20 protein-coding genes are annotated in these 16,816 nt (G+C 62.8%); 17 read left to right on the top strand and 3 right to left on the bottom strand.

What is annotated here, in order from left to right; all coding sequences use genetic code 11:
- Positions 1-159 precede the first annotated feature (159 nt).
- The 4 genes from NKH73_RS30595 (at position 160) to NKH73_RS30580 (ending at position 5,265) form a co-directional block, all read left to right on the top strand.
- Positions 160-1,413, top strand: a complete 1,254-nt coding sequence (locus NKH73_RS30595) for a L,D-transpeptidase family protein (protein WP_352938817.1) — start codon at positions 160-162, stop codon at positions 1,411-1,413.
- Between the two features lie 108 nt (positions 1,414-1,521).
- Positions 1,522-3,168, top strand: coding sequence for a Na+/H+ antiporter (locus NKH73_RS30590; RefSeq protein ID WP_352938814.1), 1,647 nt, complete (start codon positions 1,522-1,524; stop codon positions 3,166-3,168).
- Positions 3,169-3,284: 116 nt separating this feature from the next.
- The gene (glyA, locus tag NKH73_RS30585; protein WP_352938811.1) at positions 3,285-4,598 is read left to right on the top strand and encodes a serine hydroxymethyltransferase; all 1,314 of its coding nucleotides are present in this window, start codon (positions 3,285-3,287) and stop codon (positions 4,596-4,598) included.
- Positions 4,599-4,683: 85 nt separating this feature from the next.
- Positions 4,684-5,265: an invasion associated locus B family protein gene (locus NKH73_RS30580; protein ID WP_502894002.1), complete on the top strand. Its 582-nt coding sequence runs from the start codon at positions 4,684-4,686 to the stop codon at positions 5,263-5,265.
- A gap of 95 nt (positions 5,266-5,360) precedes the next feature.
- On the opposite strand, the gene NKH73_RS30575 is transcribed toward NKH73_RS30580, so the two are convergent.
- Positions 5,361-5,663, bottom strand: coding sequence for a hypothetical protein (locus NKH73_RS30575; RefSeq protein ID WP_352938805.1), 303 nt, complete (start codon positions 5,661-5,663; stop codon positions 5,361-5,363).
- A 189-nt stretch (positions 5,664-5,852) separates the two neighbouring features.
- Here NKH73_RS30575 and nrdR point away from each other — a divergent pair, with 189 nt between their 5' ends.
- The 12 genes from nrdR (at position 5,853) to NKH73_RS30515 (ending at position 15,225) form a co-directional block, all read left to right on the top strand.
- Entirely contained in the window at positions 5,853-6,329 is a 477-nt protein-coding gene (gene nrdR, locus NKH73_RS30570; RefSeq protein WP_023798407.1) for a transcriptional regulator NrdR, read from the top strand.
- A 2-nt stretch (positions 6,330-6,331) separates the two neighbouring features.
- Positions 6,332-7,453 carry a bifunctional diaminohydroxyphosphoribosylaminopyrimidine deaminase/5-amino-6-(5-phosphoribosylamino)uracil reductase RibD gene (gene ribD, locus NKH73_RS30565; protein WP_352938801.1) on the top strand — a complete coding sequence of 374 codons (1,122 nt, stop codon included), beginning with the start codon at positions 6,332-6,334 and terminating at the stop codon, positions 7,451-7,453.
- Between the two features lie 61 nt (positions 7,454-7,514).
- Positions 7,515-8,132: a riboflavin synthase gene (locus NKH73_RS30560; RefSeq protein WP_352938798.1), complete on the top strand. Its 618-nt coding sequence runs from the start codon at positions 7,515-7,517 to the stop codon at positions 8,130-8,132.
- 78 nt (positions 8,133-8,210) lie between these two features.
- Positions 8,211-8,471 (top strand): CopG family ribbon-helix-helix protein, encoded by a 261-nt coding sequence (locus tag NKH73_RS30555; RefSeq protein ID WP_352938795.1) that lies wholly within the window; start codon positions 8,211-8,213, stop codon positions 8,469-8,471.
- On the top strand, positions 8,471-8,746 hold the full coding sequence (locus NKH73_RS30550; protein ID WP_352938792.1) for a type II toxin-antitoxin system RelE/ParE family toxin: 276 nt from the start codon (positions 8,471-8,473) through the stop codon (positions 8,744-8,746). The genes NKH73_RS30555 and NKH73_RS30550 overlap by 1 nt, the downstream gene beginning before the upstream one ends.
- An 82-nt stretch (positions 8,747-8,828) precedes the next feature.
- Entirely contained in the window at positions 8,829-9,323 is a 495-nt protein-coding gene (ribH, locus tag NKH73_RS30545) for a 6,7-dimethyl-8-ribityllumazine synthase (protein ID WP_352938788.1), read from the top strand.
- Complete coding sequence (nusB, locus tag NKH73_RS30540) at positions 9,320-9,820, top strand: transcription antitermination factor NusB (protein ID WP_352938785.1); 501 nt, start codon at positions 9,320-9,322, stop codon at positions 9,818-9,820. Before ribH ends, nusB begins: the two co-directional genes overlap by 4 nt.
- Positions 9,817-11,034, top strand: a complete 1,218-nt coding sequence (locus NKH73_RS30535; protein ID WP_352938782.1) for an MFS transporter — start codon at positions 9,817-9,819, stop codon at positions 11,032-11,034. Before nusB ends, NKH73_RS30535 begins: the two co-directional genes overlap by 4 nt.
- 158 nt (positions 11,035-11,192) lie before the next feature.
- Positions 11,193-12,104, top strand: coding sequence for a glycine betaine ABC transporter substrate-binding protein OsmF (gene osmF / locus NKH73_RS30530; protein ID WP_352938779.1), 912 nt, complete (start codon positions 11,193-11,195; stop codon positions 12,102-12,104).
- 258 nt (positions 12,105-12,362) lie between these two features.
- Complete coding sequence (locus NKH73_RS30525) at positions 12,363-13,529, top strand: ABC transporter permease (protein ID WP_352938776.1); 1,167 nt, start codon at positions 12,363-12,365, stop codon at positions 13,527-13,529.
- Positions 13,526-14,464: an ABC transporter ATP-binding protein gene (locus NKH73_RS30520; protein WP_352938773.1), complete on the top strand. Its 939-nt coding sequence runs from the start codon at positions 13,526-13,528 to the stop codon at positions 14,462-14,464. The genes NKH73_RS30525 and NKH73_RS30520 overlap by 4 nt, the downstream gene beginning before the upstream one ends.
- Complete coding sequence (locus tag NKH73_RS30515; protein ID WP_352938770.1) at positions 14,461-15,225, top strand: ABC transporter permease; 765 nt, start codon at positions 14,461-14,463, stop codon at positions 15,223-15,225. The genes NKH73_RS30520 and NKH73_RS30515 overlap by 4 nt, the downstream gene beginning before the upstream one ends.
- Before the next feature lie 217 nt (positions 15,226-15,442).
- Here NKH73_RS30515 and NKH73_RS30510 read toward each other — a convergent pair whose 3' ends face one another.
- Entirely contained in the window at positions 15,443-15,643 is a 201-nt protein-coding gene (locus tag NKH73_RS30510; RefSeq protein WP_023798395.1) for a type II toxin-antitoxin system HicB family antitoxin, read from the bottom strand.
- A gap of 97 nt (positions 15,644-15,740) precedes the next feature.
- On the bottom strand, positions 15,741-15,956 hold the full coding sequence (locus tag NKH73_RS30505; protein WP_352938767.1) for a hypothetical protein: 216 nt from the start codon (positions 15,954-15,956) through the stop codon (positions 15,741-15,743).
- A gap of 88 nt (positions 15,957-16,044) precedes the next feature.
- Between NKH73_RS30505 and NKH73_RS30500 the strand changes: the two genes are divergently transcribed.
- Entirely contained in the window at positions 16,045-16,545 is a 501-nt protein-coding gene (locus NKH73_RS30500) for a DUF2165 family protein (RefSeq protein ID WP_352938764.1), read from the top strand.
- The last annotated feature ends 271 nt before the right edge of the window (positions 16,546-16,816 follow it).

The following is a 16,816-nucleotide window of genomic DNA, read 5'->3' as shown; positions in this document are numbered from 1 at the left end:
CGGCAACGGCCAAGCGTCCCCCTGAAACGCGCGTCGCGCCCGGCGTGTTCTCACGAAGTGGTAGGGGCCATGGTTGGCTAATTGTTAACATTGCCAACCCTAGAGTGCGGGCGGGATCGCTCGATGAAGAGAATTGTTACAAGACTGTCTGGAGCGTACATGAGAACCAGTCGCCGTTTCTTCCTTTCCGGAGCCTCCGCGTTGGCAGCGACGATGCTTGCCGGTGGCGCCAGCGCGCAGGACGTGATCGGGGATATCCTGAAATCCTCGGGCCGCGGCAACTGGGACGACCAGTTCGACGCTCGCGCCAGCCAGGGCGGCAAGGTGGCCTCGACGCTGCCGATCGTCAGCCTGCAGACCGTTGCGTACACCGAGCAGGCGATCGCGCAGTATCAGAATATTGTCGCGCAGGGCGGCTGGGAGCCAGTCCCGGACACCAAGAAATTGCAGCTCGGCGTCATCGACCCCGACGTGGTGCCATTGCGCCGGCGCTTGATGGTTTCGGGCGACCTGGCGCAGAGCGCCGGTCTTTCGGAGGCTTTCGATTCCTATGTCGATGCGGCGGTCAAGCGTTTCCAGGCGCGCCATGGGCTGCCTTCCGACGGGACGCTGGGCCAATATACCTATGCGGCGATGAATGTTTCGGCGCAGGTCCGGCTTGGCCAACTGCAGACCAACCTGCAGCGGCTGAACGAGCGCGCCGGCACACTGGGCAACCGTTATGTATTGGTCGACATCCCGGGCGCCCAGATCGAGGCGGTCGAGAACGACCGCGTGGTGCTGCGCCATACCGCCGTTGTCGGCAAGATCGACCGCCAGACGCCGATCGTCGATTCCAAGATCAACGAAATCATCGTCAATCCCTACTGGAACGCGCCGGTCTCGATCGTGCGCAAGGACATCATTCCGCTGATGCGGAAGGACCCCAACTATCTCAAGGACAGCAAGATCCGCCTGTTCGCACCGGATGGCAGCGAGGTCGATCCGCTGACCGTGGACTGGTCGACCGACGACGCCGCCAAATACCGCTTTCGCCAGGATCCGGGCGCCGGCAATGCGATGGCTTCGGTCAAGATCAATTTCCCGAGCCCGGACGGCGTCTACATGCACGACACGCCGCAGCAGAGCCTGTTCGGCAAGATGATGCGCTTCGATTCCTCGGGCTGCGTGCGCGTCCAGAACGTGCGCGACCTCGTCACCTGGATCCTGCGCGACACGCCGGGCTGGAACCGCCAGCATTTCGAGGCGGCGATCAAAAGCGGCGAGAACATCCCGGTGCAGGTCAACAATCCGGTGCCGGTCTATTTCCTCTACATCTCGGCCTGGTCGACGGGGCCTGGCGTCGTGCAGTTCCGCGACGATATCTATGGGCTGGACGGAGCCAACGAGCTGCAGATCACTTCTGCGCTCTAAGCAACTGATCTTTCTGCTGAAAAGGCCGCCGCTGAGGGCGGCCTTTTTGTATCCGGCTGGAGGGCGCGCTTTGTGCAAGATCCGGAAAGCGTCGTTCGGTACAGGGCCATGCAAGTCGCCATCTTCATCCTGATTGTACTCGTTTTCGTCGCGGTATCAGGCGCGCTGGCACGGCTGGTGCGCGTCCCGTTGCCGGTGCTGCAGATTGCCATAGGGGCCGCACTCGCCTTGCCGGTGCGCGGCATCCATGTCGAGATCGATCCCGAGCTTTTCCTGCTGGTGTTCATTCCACCGCTGCTGTTCAGCGACGCCGTTACGGCACCGAAGCGTGAGCTGCTGGCGCTGCGCGGGCCGATACTGGACCTTGCCATCGGACTGGTCTTCTTCACCATCGTCGGCTTCGGCTACGCCTTGCACTGGCTGGTGCCGAGCGTTCCGCTCGTCGTCGCTTTCGCGCTTGCCGCGGTTCTGTCGCCGACCGACGCGGTGGCGGTGTCCTCGATCGTCGACAAGAATGTGGTTCCGGCGCGGCTGATGCACATTCTGGAAGGCGAGTCCCTGCTCAACGATGCGTCGGGGCTGGTCATGTTCCGTTTTGCCGTGGTGGCAGTGTTGACCGGCAGCTTCTCCTTCGCCGCCGCATCCCTGACTTTCCTCTACGCCGTGGCAATTGGCATCCTGGCCGGCGTGGTGGCATTGTTCGTTGCCGCCAAGGCGCTGCAATTGCTGAACCGCATCGGCGGCGTGCCGGCCGAGGCACAGGTGCTGGTCATGGTCCTGCTGCCCTTCGTCGCCTATCTCGGCGCGGAGCACTTCGGGGCTTCGGGCATCCTGGCAGCGGTCACCGCCGGCATGCTGACCGGCGGGTCCGGAATTTTCCGTTTCCTCGGCGTTTCGGCGCGCATGCAGACGATGTCGCTTTGGTCGACGCTTTCCTTCGTTTTCAACGGCGCTCTCTTTATCCTGCTCGGCCTGCAGCTTCCCGACATCATCGGCAACGTACCGCCCGGGCTCAGCGGCCGCTATCCGGTCATCCAGCCGATCCTGACGGTGTTGGCGCTGACGCTGTGCCTGATCGGGCTGCGCTTCGTCTGGATCTGGATTGGCGACACTACAGCCCGCGTCTTGGCGCGATTGCGCAAGCGCAAGGCCGAACCGTTCGGGCTACGCATCCGGCTCGCAGGCTCGGTGGCCGGGGTGCGTGGCGCCATAACGCTGGCCGGCATTCTGTCGTTGCCGCTCGCCATGCCGGACGGCTCGCCGTTTCCGGCGCGCGACGAAGTGATCTTCCTGGCAGCCGGCGTCATCATTTGCTCGCTGGCCATCGCCAGCCTTGCCTTGCCGAAGATCGCGCACGGGCTGGTCGAGCCGGGCGAAGATCCAGGGGCGGCCGAGGAGCGCCTGGCGCGCGTCGGTGCGGCAAAGGCCGCCATCGCCCGCATCGAAAACATGGCCGCCGCGGAGGATGGGGACGAAGGCGAGGTGCCCGGCGCCCTGCTTGCCGCGGCCGACAGTATTGTCGCCGGCTACCGCCGCCGCATCGCCGCCTCCGACGAAGCGGATGAAGCACGCGCCGAAGCCCGTGAAGCCGGACGGATGGAGCTTGAATTGAGGCTCGCCGGCATCGAGGCCGAGCGCACGGCGGTTCGCGCCATGTTTCGCAGCCGAGAGATCAACGACCACACGATGCAGGCGCTGTTGACCGAGATTACGCTCACCGAGGCTTTGCTGAAGGGCTGGCAGGCGAGAAAATAGCTGGCTCTTCGCCTCGCTGCCGCAATCCGGCCAGCAAATTTCGCGCTGCAAACGTGGCGGGGCGAAAGCAACTGTGTTAATGGCGCGGCAGACCCCAAACCTGAGGAATTCAGCTCATGGCAACAGCAGCGGCAGTGTCGAACAAATTCGAATCCTTCTTCGAAACCACACTGGCCGATGCCGATCCCGAGATTTTCGGCGCGATCCGCAACGAACTCGGTCGCCAGCGGCACGAGATCGAGCTGATCGCATCGGAAAACATCGTCTCCCGCGCCGTACTCGAGGCGCAAGGGTCGATCATGACCAACAAATACGCCGAGGGTTATCCGGGCAAGCGCTATTATGGCGGCTGCCAATTCGTCGACGTGGCCGAGGAACTGGCCATCGAGCGCGCCAAAAAACTCTTCGGCTGCAACTTCGCCAACGTCCAGCCGAATTCCGGCAGCCAGATGAACCAGGCGGTGTTCCTGGCGCTGCTGCAGCCCGGCGACACCTTCATGGGCCTCGATCTGAATTCGGGCGGCCATCTGACCCATGGCTCGCCGGTCAACATGTCAGGCAAATGGTTCAAGGTCGTTTCCTACGGCGTGCGCAGGGACGATAACCTGCTCGACATGGATGCGATCGAGAAGACCGCCCACGAGACCAAGCCGAAGCTGATCCTTGCCGGCGGCACTGCCTATTCGCGCGTCTGGGACTGGAAGCGTTTTCGCGAGATCGCCGACGCGGTCGGCGCCTATCTGATGGTCGACATGGCCCATATCGCCGGCCTGGTCGCCGGCGGCGTGCATCCGTCGCCGCTGCCCCATGCGCATGTGGTCACCACCACCACACATAAGTCGTTGCGCGGCCCACGCGGCGGCATGATCCTGTGCAACGACGAGGACATCGCCAAGAAGATGAACTCGGCGGTGTTTCCGGGCCTGCAGGGCGGGCCGCTGATGCACGTCATCGCTGCCAAGGCGGTGGCGCTCGGCGAAGCGCTGAAGCCAAGCTTCAAGCTCTATGCCGAGAGCGTCGCTGCCAACGCCAAGACGCTCGCCTCCAGCCTGCAGGAGACCGGTCTCGACATCGTCTCCGGCGGCACCGACAATCATCTAATGCTGGTCGACCTCAGGCCCAAGAACGCCACCGGCAAGCGCGCGGAGGCAGCGCTTGGCCGCGCCAACATCACCTGCAACAAAAACGGCATCCCGTTCGATCCTGAAAAGCCGTTCGTCACCTCGGGCGTGCGCCTCGGCACGCCGGCCGGCACCACGCGCGGTTTCGGCCAGGCCGAGTTCCGCGAGATCGGCAAGCTGATCGCCGAGGTGCTGGACGGGCTCAAGGCCGCGAATTCCGACGAAGGCAATGCAGTCGTCGAGGCAGCGGTGAAGGCGAAGGTGGCCGCGCTGACCGATCGTTTTCCGCTTTATCCCTATCTCGGTTGAGCGCTCGCAAACTGTCGTCCCTTATCGGCCGTAGGAGAACGACCGTTTCAGCGGGCACGGAGTCCGGACAGGAGCCTTGACGATGATGCAGATTTTCCGTGTCGCTGGTTTTGGCGCGCTTGGCGTGTTGGCCACATTGACCATCTTGCCGCTGTCCGCCGCCTTGGCACAGTCCGCGCCGACCCCAACCGCACCGAAGACGGAAACCTTCGGCAAATGGTCCACCACCGTGGACGAGATCGATACCGGTGAGGACGTGCGCAAGACCTGCGTCGCCTCGACCGCCTTTCTCGACGCCAGCGGTACCAGCGGCACCCTCACGCTTGCCATCTCGAACGGTGATGCATTACCGCCCAATGGCTATCCGACCCTTGTCATCGCGATGAGGAACAAGGACTTGCCGACCGGCGAGAACATCCCGGCGGTGTTCGGCGACAGCAACGGCAAGGTCAAGGCGACCGTCAATGCCCTTGCCGGCGGGAAATGGATGTTGAACAACAAGACCGAGGTCAGCCTGGCGCTGCTGCGCGCCATGCGCCGCGCCGGCGCGCTCGATATCGTCTTCGCCGACAAGCCGGTCGCGACGGTATCGATGGACGGCTTCACCAAGGCCTATCGCAGCCTCGGTCTGTCATGTAGGTTTCCGACCGGTGACGTCGCGCCGTAAGACTTCATCGAAAGCCGTTCCTGCCGAGCTGAGCGAACGCTTGCATTCTCCCCCGTCAGATGGCTACGGCGTTGCGTTGCTTAAAAAAACTTATTTTACGTCTCAACAATATATTGGCCATCGATGTCAACGTAGACGAATATTTCGGGAGAGACGATAAGGTTTTCATCTCCAGAAATATCGATATAGGATTGGCCAGACAGAGTTATTCTGTAACCATGGTCTCGTTTAACAAAGCCGGTCACGCGTGGTGGTTCTGCTTCCGCGACAAACCACGGACTGACAGCCGTATTGACTGTCATAGCTGTGCCGTCATCGAAGGCTACTATGCACACGTCGTTCTCCTTTGAGATGGACGTAACGAGTTTGCCCTGCAGTCTTTTGCCTAAAAGATTCACCAGCCCTCTCCTTCAGCCGCTCCTGGTGCCGACGGCCTTGTAGCACCGGCGGTCTTTTCTCGCGACAGCTCTCGCCACGGCTGGTGGCGGTTCGACTTGGTGCTGGGCCAGTGCTTGTTTTCTGGGTCTTTGATTCCGCGCCGAAAGCTACTAAGTCCTTGGTCGTTTCGAATCCAACAAAGGTTCTCCATGCGCTGTCCCTACTGCCAGTCCGAAGATACGCAGGTGAAGGATTCGCGCCCTGCCGAAGATGGCGCGGCGATCCGCAGGCGGCGCGTCTGCCCCGATTGCGGTGGCCGCTTCACCACCTTCGAGCGTGTGCAGTTGCGCGATCTCGTCGTGGTGAAGAAGTCCGGACGCAAAGTGCCGTTCGACCGCGACAAGCTGCTGCGCTCGGTCGAGATCGCGGTGCGCAAGCGCAATGTCGATCCCGAGCGCATAGACCGCGCGGTGACCGGCATCGTGCGCCAGCTCGAAAGCTCGGGCGAGACCGAAGTCGCCTCGGGTGAGGTCGGCCGCCTTGTCATGGAGGCGCTGAAGTCGCTCGACGACGTCGCCTATGTCCGCTTCGCCTCGGTCTATCGCAATTTCCGCGAGGCCAAGGATTTCCACGACGTACTGGGCGAACTCAAGGGGGATGAGCTCAAGGAAGAGGACGCCGGCTAAGCATGGCAAGGCGCAGCCAAGCCGAACAAGAGGGCCTTGACCGCCGCTTCATGGCGGCGGCACTCAGGCTGTCGCGGAAAAATGCCGGGCGGACCTCGACCAACCCTTCGGTCGGCACGCTAATCGTGCGCGACGACGGCACCGGGCCGATGATCGTCGGCACCGGTGTCACCGCTGTTGGCGGCCGGCCGCATGCCGAGACCGAGGCGCTGGCCGAGGCTGGCGAACTCGCACGCGGCGCCACTGCCTATGCCACTCTGGAGCCCTGCGCCCACCATGGCCGCACACCGCCTTGCGCCAATGCATTGGTCAATGCCGGCGTCACGCGGGTGGTTGGGGCCGCGAGCGACCCAGATCCAAGGGTGGCCGGCAACGGCTATGCGATCCTGCGTGCCGCCGGTGTCGAGGTGGTCGAAAAGGTGCTGGTGGCAGAAGCCGCCGAGCAGATGGCCGGCTATCTCACTCGATCTCTCAAAAAGCGACCGGAAGTAATTCTGAAACTTGCGCTTTCCAGCGACGGCAAGATCGGCATGGAAGGCGAGGGGCAGGTCTCGATCACTGGCGACATCGCCCGGCGCGAAGTCTATCTGATGCGGGCCGAAGCCGACGGCATATTGATCGGCATCGGCACGGCGCTGGAGGACGATCCGGCGCTGACGGTGCGGTTGCCGGGGCTGGAAAACCGTTCGCCGGCGCGCATCGTGCTCGACCGCCAGATCAGGCTGCCGGAGACGTCGAAACTGGTCGCCGGCGTCGACCGGGTTCCGCTTTATGTCGCCGCCTGTGCCGAAGCCGATCCGCAGCGGCGGTCAGCACTCGAACGCGCTGGCGTGCGCTTCATCGGCACTGAGACCTATGACGGCGATATTGCGCTGCCGGAGCTGCTCGAGGATCTGGCCGCGCTCGGCATGGCAAGCGTGCTGGTCGAAGGCGGCGCCAAGGTGGCCAAAGCCTTCCTCGCCGAAGGGCTGGTCGACCGGATCGTGCTGTTCCAGGGGCCGGAGCCGATCGGCAAGGGTGGCATTGCATCGCCCGTCGACGCCAGCCATATCCCGGCAGGATTTCGCAAATTGCGCGACATGCGTTTCGGCGAAGACAGCTATGCCGAGTGGATAAGACCATGATCCCAAAAAGTGGAAACCGGTTTTTGGACAAGATCATGGTCAAACTGAAAGACAGTATCTGATGTTTACCGGGATTGTCACCGATGTTGGCACCGTCGCTGCCGTCAAGCCTCTGAGAGAGGGGGTCGGCTTGCGTATAGACACGGCCTATGACCCTGAAACGATCGCCATTGGTGCCTCGATTTCTTGCGGCGGCGTCTGCCTGACGGTGACGGCGCTCCCGGAAAGCGGCGCCAATGCACGCTGGTTTGAGGTCGAGGCGTGGGAAGAGGCGCTCAGGCTGACGACGGCGATGGACTGGAAATCCGGTACCAGGATCAATCTGGAGCGGGCGCTGAAGATCGGTGACGAACTCGGTGGCCACATTGTATCAGGCCATGTTGACGGCATGGCCGAGATCGTGGCGCGCAAGGAGGAAGGCGACGCCGTGCGCTTCACGCTCGAAGCACCGCGCGAACTGGCCAAGTTCATCGCCCCCAAGGGCTCCGTCGCGCTCGACGGCACCTCGCTCACCGTCAACAAGGTCGAAGGCACGCGCTTCGACGTGCTGCTGATCCATCACTCGCTGACGGTGACAACCTGGGGCGAACGCCAGGTCGGCGACCGGGTCAACCTCGAGATCGACACCATGGCCCGCTACGCGGCACGCCTGGCGGAGGCGGCAAAAGAGGGGCTTTGAGGCCATCGTCAGACCATTCCAGCTCGACATAATCACATTTAATCACTATGATTAGGTTCGATTAGACGAGGCTTTCCAATGGATACCAAGGTAATTACCGCGCACGTTCCCCTGCCACTCGCAGAAAAGGTAGACCAACTCGCGGCTCGTCTTGAGCGTCCACGGGGCTGGATCGTAAAGCAAGCCCTTTCCGCTTGGGTTGATATGGAGGAGGAGCGTCGGCGGCTCACGCTCGAAGCGCTGGCCGATGTGGATTGCGGGCATGTTGTCGATCACCAAACCGTGCAGGCATGGGCCGATAGCCTTGACAAGGAAAAGCCGCTGCCGGCACCGCTTTGATGGAATTGAAGTGGACCAGCAAGGCTCTGTCCGATTTGGTGCGGCTTTATGACTTTCTCGCGCCGGTGAATAGCCAGGCAGCCGCACGCGTGGTGCAATCTCTGACTGCCGCTCCCACCCGGCTGACTGAACATCCGCGCATCGGTGAAAGTCTGGAAGAGTTCGAACCACGCGAAGTTCGCCGCATTCTGATAGGCAACTACGAAATGCGTTACGAGATCCAGAAATCGACCATCTATGTGCTCCGCCTGTGGCACACGCGAGAGGATCGATAAGGACTGTCACCGCGCCGCGCCAATCTTCCGCTTGCGATCATATCGGCTTCGGCCTAAGTCACCGGCGATCCCGGAGACATCTATGGCTGGCACATCCCAACACGGCAAAGCGTTCATTCGCCCGAAGAAGAAGGCCCACCTTCTTGTCATCGAGGCTCGCTTTCATGACGACCTTGCCGACGCGCTGCTCGAAGGCGCGACAAACGCGCTTGAGGAAGCGGGCGCGACATACGACGTCGTTACCGTTCCTGGTTCGCTCGAAATTCCCGCGGTGATTTCCTTCGCGCTCGACGGCGCCACCGAAGGCGGGCCAAGCTATGACGGTTTTGTCGCCCTCGGCACCGTCGTGCGCGGTGACACCTATCATTTCGACATCGTCGCCAACGAGTCTAGCCGTGCGCTGATGGATCTGTCCGTGCAGGAAGCGGTCTGCATCGGCAACGGCATCCTGACCACCGAAAACGACGAGCAGGCCTGGACGCGGGCCAGGCGTTCGGAAGGCGACAAGGGCGGCTTTGCAGCGCGCGCGGCGCTGACTATGATTGCCCTCAAGCAACAGTTGGGAGAGCGATCGTGAGCGAACCCGCGTCACCCGGCCAGCCTGCGGTACGCCACGCCAACAAGCGCGGTGCTGCCCGTCTGGCCGCCGTGCAGGCGCTCTACCAGATGGATGTGGCCGGCAGCGGCGTCTTCGAGATCACCGCCGAATACGAGGCATTCAGGCTTGGCAAGGAAGTCGATGGGGCGCTCTATCGCGAGGCGGACGCGCAATGGTTTCGCGCCATCCTCGCCGGCGTCGTCGAAAACCAGAAGATCATCGACCCGATCATCCGCCAGGCGCTGACCGAGGACTGGCCATTGTCCAGGCTCGATTCGACGCTGCGCGCCATATTGCGCGCCGGCGTCTACGAATTGATGAAGCGCGAGGACGTGCCGGTCGCCGTCATCGTCTCCGAATATGTCGACATCGCCAAGGCCTTCTATGAGGAAGATGAACCGAAGCTGGTCAACGCGGTGCTCGATCGCGTGTCGCGCCGGGTGCGCGGCGAGGGGCGCGGCAAGGACGCGCCATGACGGCCATCGTCGCCGTCGAGGCCGTTAAGGAAGCGCGCCGCACCGCGTTCATCCTCGCCGCTTCGCAGGCGATTATCGGTTCGGCCGCACCCATCGCCATTTCCCTGGGAGCGCTGGCCGGGCAGCATCTGCTCGATGCCGACAAGTCGCTGGCGACGGCGCCGGTCACAGGTTTCAACCTCGGCGTGGCGCTCGGCTCCTTGCCGGCCGCGGCCATCATCCGCTGGCTGGGCCAGCGCGACGGCTTTATGACCGGCACGATTGTTACTGCGCTGGGTGGCCTCATAGCGACACTGGCACTCTTCCACCCCAGCTTCTGGCTGTTCGCCTTCGGCCTGACCGTCATCGGCGTCGGCGGCGCCTTCGTCCAGCAATTCCGCTTCGCCGCCGCCGACAATGCGACGCCGGAGTTCAAGGCGCGCGCCATCTCCTTCGTGCTGGCTGGCGGCGTCGTCACCGCCATACTCGGGCCGCAGATCGTCATCTTCACCCGCGACTTGTTTTTGCCGGTGATGTTTGCCGGCTCGTTCGCGTCCATCCTGGTGCTGGCCGCGGTCGGCGCCGCTATTCTCTCCTTCCTGCACGTCCCGGCCAGCGCAACCGGTAAGGCTGAAATCGCCGGCAGCGACGCCCGCCCACTTTCAGAGATCGTGACGAGACCGCGTTTTGTCGCGGCTCTGTTTTGCGCCGTCGGTAGCTATGCGCTGATGAGCTTCGTCATGACCGGCGCGCCGTTGGCCATGGTCGGCTGCGGCCTGTCGACGGACGACGCCACGCTCGGCATTTCCTGGCATGTCATGGCGATGTTCGCGCCGAGCTTCTTCACCGGCTCGCTGATCCATCGCTTCGGTGCCGAGCGGATCGTGGCGGCCGGGCTTGTATTGCTCATCGGCTGCGCCGTGGTGGCACTGTCGGGCTTGGCGTTGTGGCAGTTCTGGACGGCGCTGATCCTGCTTGGCCTCGGATGGAATTTCGGCTTCATCGGCGCCACCGCCATGGTAGCGGACAGCTATCGGCCGTCCGAGAAAGGTAAGGTCCAGGGTTTTCACGACTTCGTCCTGTTCGGCTCCGTCGCCTTTGCTTCGCTGATGTCGGGTGCCGTCTACAATGCCTGGGGCTGGGAGATGCTGAACTGGATCATCTTCCCGGTGACGGTGCTGTGCTTCGTGGCATTGGGCGCATTGAAGATGACGAGCTTGCGCGGGACTACCTGACACGACGCTGTCGGGACGAGCCACGCCCGAATTTACCGCATCGGAACAAAATTATTGCGCCCATCCCCCTTCTTATGAAACCGTGTACCCCGACGGAGCATTGAAGCCATGCTCATATGCGGCAGCCGTAGTCCGGTTCTCAGCAAGGGATTTGTCAAATGTTTTCAGTCAAGGTTCTGGCCGGCGCGGCTCTGGCGCTCGGCATCACCGCAGCCTCGGCGAGCGCTCAGGTGGTCGTGTCGTCGAAGATCGACACCGAAGGCGGCGTGCTCGGCAACATCATCCAGCTGGTGCTGAACGCCAACAACATCCAGACCACCGACCGGATCCAGCTCGGCGGCACCCCTGTGGTGCGTAAGGCGATTACTGCCGGCGAGATCGACATCTATCCGGAATACACTGGCAACGCCGCCTTCTTCTTCGAAAAAGCCGACGATCCCGTGTGGAAGGATGCGGCGAAAGCCTATGAGACGGCCAAGAAGCTCGACTACGACGCCAACAAGATCGTCTGGCTGTCGCCATCGCCGGCCAACAACACCTGGGCGATCGCATTGCGCAAGGATGTCGCCGATACCAACAAGCTGGCGACGCTGTCCGACTTCGGCAAATATGTCTCCGGCGGCGGCCAGGTGGTGCTGGCGGCCTCGGCCGAGTTCGTCAATTCGGCTGCCGCGCTGCCGGCGTTCCAGACCACCTATGGCTTCACGCTGAAGCCGGACCAGCTGATCACGCTGTCCGGCGGCGATACGGCAGCGACCATAGCCGCGGCAGCGAACCAGACCAACGGCGCCAATGCCGCCATGGTCTACGGTACCGATGGCGGCATCGCGCCGTCCGGCCTGGTCGTGCTCGAAGACGACAAGGGCGTGCAGCCGGTCTACCAGCCGGCGCCGATCATCCGCGAGGCGGTGCTGAAGGAGCATCCCGAAATCGAGACGCTGCTGAAGCCGGTCTTCGCCAAACTCGACCTCGTCACCCTGCAGGAACTGAACGGCCGCGTGCAGGTCGGCGGCGAACCGGTCAAGGGCGTCGCCGAAGAGTTTTTGAAGAAGAACGGGTTTTTGAAGTAGTCAGCCCGTTTTGAAAATGACGCCGGTGCGAGGCGCCCCCCTCTGGCCTGCCGGCCATCTCCCCCACTTGGGGGGAGATTGGATGCCCGCTCGGCTTTCGCCAATCGCCAACGGCGAAGATGGACCGGCGGCAATGAAGCTGCCGATCTCCCCCCGTGTGGGGGAGATGTCCGGCAGGACAGAGGGGGGCGCGACGGAGCGCGGCGGTCCTGGTCCTGACGTCGGGTCCTCAAGTCGCCGCCGTCGCAATGGCACGTCATGACCATCCGCTTCGACAAGCTCGGCGTGGTCATTGCCGCGATTGTTGCCTATGCCGCTTTCGCGGCACCCTTCGCCACCTTCCGTGCCAATCGCATCGTGCCAGGCGAGGCACGCTCGATTATCGAGGCTCTGCCTGCGTTGGCAGGCTCGCTGCTGCTGGCGGTCGTCGTCACCGCGGCGCTTATCGCGCTTTTGAAGACGCCGCTGATCCTGCGCCTTGCCGCCAGCGTGGCCGCGCTTGCAGCACTGGCGCTGCTGATCGGGGTCGCCGGCAGCTTCCTGACGCCTGAGGGCAACAGCTTTGCCCGCATCTCGCCGGCCTCGGGCTTCTGGCTGCTCATCTTCGCCTTTACGCTTTTGCTCGCCGACGTTCTGACAAGGCTGAACCTGTCGCCAGCGGCGCGGATCGGCGTGCTCGTCGTCGCGGCAGCGGCGATCAGCGTGCTGCTGGTCTCGGGAAGCTGGAACAGCCTGTCGATTCTCAAGGAATATGCCAACCGTGCCGACAGTTTCTGGGCGGAAGGCTCCAAGCATGTGACGCTGGCGCTGGGCTCGTTGGCGGCGGCGGTGATCGCAGGCCTGCCGCTCGGCATCCTCTGCCACCGCGTCGAGAAATTGCGGGCCGGCGTGCTGAACGTTCTGAACATCATCCAGACCATTCCCTCGATCGCGCTGTTCGGCCTGTTGATCGCGCCGCTCGGCTGGGTCGCCACGCATGTGCCCGGCGCGGCCTCCCTCGGCATTCGCGGCATCGGCACCGCACCGGCTTTCGTCGCCCTGTTTCTCTATTCGCTGCTGCCGGTGGTGGCCAATACCGTGGTCGGGCTGGCCGGTGTGCCACGTGCAGCCAACGACGCGGCGCGGGGTATGGGCATGACCGACCGCCAGCGCCTGTTCGGCGTCGAATTTCCGCTGGCTTTTCCGGTGATCCTCACCGGCATCCGCATAGTGCTGGTCCAGAACATCGGCCTTGCCACCATCGCGGCGCTGATCGGCGGCGGTGGCTTCGGCGTGTTCGTGTTCCAGGGCGTTGGCCAGACCGCGATGGACCTGGTGCTGCTTGGCGCCATACCGACGGTGGCGCTGGCCTTTACCGCCGCCATCATCCTCGATGCGGTGATCGAAATGACCTCCACCAAGAGACGCGAGGCGCAACCGGCATGATCGAGATCGAAGGCATTACCAAGCGCTATGACGCGACAACGGTGGTCGACGATGTGTCGATGGTGATCGAGCCGCGCACCATCGCCGTCATCGTCGGCACCTCGGGGTCCGGCAAGACGACGCTGCTTCGCATGATCAACCGATTGGTCGAGCCGACCGCGGGCGTGATCAAGCTCGACGGCGCCGACAACCGCTCGCTGCCCGGCTATGAGCTGCGCCGCAGCATCGGCTACGCCATCCAGGGCCATGGTCTGTTTCCGCATCGCACGGTGGCGCAGAACATCGCCACCGTGCCGGTGCTGCTCGGCTGGGACGCGGCCCGTATCAAGCGCCGTGTCGACGAGTTGATGACGCTCTACCAGCTCGATCCCGAGGCGTTTGGGCCACGTTATCCGCACGAGCTCTCCGGCGGCCAGCAGCAGCGCGTCGGCGTTGCCCGCGCGCTTGCCGCGGAACCGAACGTGCTGTTGATGGACGAGCCGTTCGGCGCGCTCGACCCGATCATCCGCAACAAGGCGCAGGAGGATCTTCTGGCGATCCAGAAGCGCTTCGGCACCACCATCATCCTCGTCACCCATGACATGGAAGAGGCGGTGCATATGGGCGATAAGATCGCGGTGATGGATGCCGGCAAGTTGGTGCAATATGCCAAGCCCGCCGAGATCCTGGCGAAGCCGACCAGCGCCTTCGTCGAGAGCCTGGTCGGCGCCAGTGAAAAGCCGTTCCGCCTGCTGTCGCTCGGCCGCGTGCGCGATGCGGTGGAGAAGGGGACCGCCGAAGGCGAGGCGATCCCCGAAGATGCCAGCCAGCGCGATGCGCTGGCCGAGCTCCTCTGGTCGGGCCGCCCGGCTCTGCCGGTGAAGGGCGCCGACGGTAAGCCACTCGGTCGTGTGACGGTGGACGGGCTGGTGAAGCGCGCGGCGAGGCCGGCATGAAAGAGGCTGGCTTAAAAGCCTGGCTTCCATCGCTGCTCAGGCTTGTCCTGGTGGTGCTGCTCGTCGCATTCGTGACCACCCCCGGCTGGTTCGAACCGCTTCTGAAGCCGCTGACCGAGAACAACGCGCCGGCGATCTACAACCAGGGCAGCCTGCTGTCGCTGACGCTGCTGCATCTGAGGACCGTGCTGATCGCCACCGTGGCCGCGACCATCGTTGCCGTGGCGCTCGCCATCCTGGTCACCAGGCCGGCCGGCGTAGAATTCCTGCCGCTGTCGCGCAGCCTGGTCAATATCGGCCAGACTTTTCCGCCGGTGGCGGTGTTGGCGCTGGCCGTGCCAGCGGTCGGCTTCGGCGAGAAACCGACACTGATCGCGCTGTTTCTCTATGGCCTGCTGCCGATCTTCGAGAACTCGCTGACCGGGCTGACGACGCTGCCGGCCAATGTGGTCGAGGCGGCGCGCGGCGCCGGCATGACCGGCTGGCAAAGACTGATCAAGGTCGAGCTGCCGCTCAGCGCGCCGATTATTCTCGGCGGCATCCGGCTGTCGGTGGTCATCAGTCTCGCCACCGCAACGATCGGCTCGACCGTGGCGGCCAGGACGCTGGGCGAGGTGATCATCGCCGGTCTCTTGTCGAACAATCTCGCCTTTATCCTGCAGGGCGGCCTGATCGTCGCAGCTCTTGCCGTGCTGATCTATGACGGGTTGTCGGCGATCGAGCGCTACACAGCTCGGCGTATGGGGCGGGAGGCGGCGTAGCCGACAGGTCAGAGCTCAGATATCGCGTTCGCTCATCCCGGCCAGCGCCAAGAGATGCCGCAAGGCCCCGTTTTGAGCGGTTTGTTGCTGTGAATCGAGATCGAAAGGCGCACGATGCTACCTTCCTTGCCGTAGATGTGATGACTGCCAGCAACACGCAAAAGCTTTCAGCCTTGCCGCTCTACGGCACGCGCAAACTCTTTGCCGGAAATGGACTTCAAACAGCGATTTCCATGACCCGGCCGGGTTCTGAAGTGAAAGATAGCGGCTCTACCGAGAGGCAGCCTTCGATCGCTTCACGCAAGTTCTCGACAAGTTCGTCCAAGGTTTCACCCTGGGTCGCGCAGCCGGGAATTGCCGGCACTTCGGCCCAGTAGCCACCTTCTTCGGCTTCGTGAATGATCGCCTTGAACTTCATGGGTCAGCTCCAATTCGACCTTGAAGATAGGCTACCCCGTCTGGGTTTGCAAAGCAGGACGAGCGCTGCCTATTCGCAAGTTTCTTGCTGCGCCTGATCAGGCTCGCGCCGGGTGATCGAGCGTCAGTTCGAGCGTGCTGCCCGTCTCGCCCGAAATCCAGCGGCGGCGGATGACTGCAAAATCGTACTGTCTTGCAGCTTTCATAAAAGAAACAAGGTCACCTACGGCGCAATTGCTGTCGAGATCGAGAGCTTCGACAGTCTCCGCAATGCCGTGCAGGCCGGCATAATGTCTCGCGATGGTGGTGAGCACTATGATCACTGGAACCCCGGTTGCGCGATCTTCGGGACTCGGCGATTGATGCGTGCGATGCCCCGATCTTTCAGCAGGAGTTCTTGCCATGACCGCGCGTCTCTCCAAGATCGTCATGTGTCTGTGTCTGGCGATTTTCGCCTTCCTTGTCGCTTTCGGCAACATCACCGATTACGGCTCAAACTTTGCTTTTGTCCAGCATGTGCTGAGCATGGACACAACCTTTCCGGGTAACGCATTGATGTATCGGTCGATCACCGACCCGTCGCTGTGGACGGCGGGCTACTGGCTGATCATCCTGGGCGAGGCGCTGACCTGCCTGCTTTATCTGATTGCCGCGTGGAACCTGTGGCAGGCGCGCAATGCCAGCGGGCAGGTTTTCAACGACGCCAAGAACTTCGTGGTGATCGCCGCCACGATGGGTTTCCTCGTTTGGTATTTCGGCTTTATGGTTGTCGGCGGCGAGTGGTTCGTCATGTGGCAGTCTTCGACGTGGAACGGCCAGGAGGCGGCGTTCAAATTCTACATGACCATGCTGGCGGTGCTGATCTTCGTCGTCCAGCCGGACGGCGACCTGCGCAAAGGCTGACGACCACCAGCCGATTTCAATCGATCTAATTGGGCGGCGGCGCTGGCGAGTGTGTCGCCGCCCATAGCTTTTGGGCGAAAGCCGGGCAAAAACCGAACAATATCTTGACGTTCGCAGCCCTGTTTCGCATAAGCCGGTGCGAGGGGAGCGGGGTTGCCCCCCGGGAACACCAAACCCCGGAGAAACGGCCCCGCGGGGGGGGGGTTTTGTGGAAAAAAAAAGGAAAAAAAGCCAAAAGCAAAAATTAAAAAGTAAAAACGGGCGGGAGGGA

It is taken from the genome of Mesorhizobium sp. M0938, from assembly GCF_040319125.1.
GTDB classification, from domain to species: domain Bacteria; phylum Pseudomonadota; class Alphaproteobacteria; order Rhizobiales; family Rhizobiaceae; genus Mesorhizobium; species Mesorhizobium robiniae.
Note: the sequence above shows the minus strand (reverse complement) of the source record. Positions and strands in the feature narration are given on the sequence as shown.